This window comes from Vibrio sp. 10N.222.52.C3 (assembly GCF_041474195.1).
Classification (GTDB): domain Bacteria; phylum Pseudomonadota; class Gammaproteobacteria; order Enterobacterales; family Vibrionaceae; genus Vibrio; species Vibrio crassostreae_C.
In genome coordinates this window covers 1-979 of record NZ_JBFRTQ010000196.1, presented here as the reverse complement: position 1 = coordinate 979, position 979 = coordinate 1, and the positions used below count along the sequence as shown (strand labels likewise).

The following is a 979-nucleotide window of genomic DNA, read 5'->3' as shown; positions in this document are numbered from 1 at the left end:
TGAAGATGATACAGCTTAATGTTAGCTCTGTGTTGCAACTGACTCACCACTTTACACCAACAATGATCGAAAGAAAAAGAGGCGGTATTTTAATGGTATCAAGTCTTTCTGGTCATATGGTTTCCCCATATTTTTCAAATTATGCAGGTACCAAAGCCTACGTTCTTCAGCTAGGTGCATCTCTTCATGGCGAACTTAAACCCAAAGGTATTGATGTAACGGTTCTTTCTCCTGGGTTAACAACTACACCGATGACAGCTGATAATGGTGTTGACTGGTCAAAATTACCAATGGTTGCAAAAGATCCAGCGGAAGTAGCAGAAATAGCTATCAATGGTTTGGGTAGAAAAGCAGTTGTGGTTCCAGGTAAACGTAATCGAATGACCGCTATTCTTTCTGGGATCATCCCCCACCAAAAGCAGGCAATAATGGGTGAATCAATGATTGGAAAAGCAATGCCCAATAACAAAATGTAACCCCCAACAGTTTAAAACTTTAGTGAAAGAAAAAGGAAAAAAGCAATGATTAAAGTATACGTAATATACCCAAATAACGATGATGTGATTTTTGATTTTGATTATTACTGCAACAAACATGTTCCTATGATAGGAGAGCTTCTGGGAGACGCACTAAAAGGGGCGACAGTAGATGCAGGGTTAGCAAGTGTTGTTCCTAGTGAAGCAGCGGCATATGTGGCGATTAGTACAATTTCATTTGAATCTATAGAGTCATTTCAAACGGCATTTGGCCCAAATGCAGACAAGATAAAAGCTGATGTACCGAACTTCACTAATACCGTTCCATCAATTCAGCTTTGTGAGCAAAAAATATAGAACCGCAACTCTCTACGGTGAAAATGAGCAGGATACCGAATAATAAACAATTTGGGTTCTGCTTAGTGTTATTTAATGAAAAAAATTGAAGCTAAACGCTTGATAAAAAGAGTTAAATATGAATATGAAAATCAAATTGGATATTG

2 protein-coding genes are annotated in these 979 nt (G+C 37.9%); both read left to right on the top strand.

The genetic code is table 11. The features are described 5' to 3' along the window. Positions 1-476: SDR family NAD(P)-dependent oxidoreductase (locus AB4517_RS21935; RefSeq protein WP_372149976.1), on the top strand; the 476-nt coding region annotated here is incomplete at its 5' end. A 45-nt stretch (positions 477-521) separates the two neighbouring features. Beyond that, positions 522-833: an EthD family reductase gene (locus AB4517_RS21930; protein WP_102319794.1), complete on the top strand. Its 312-nt coding sequence runs from the start codon at positions 522-524 to the stop codon at positions 831-833. Positions 834-979: the final 146 nt, after the last annotated feature.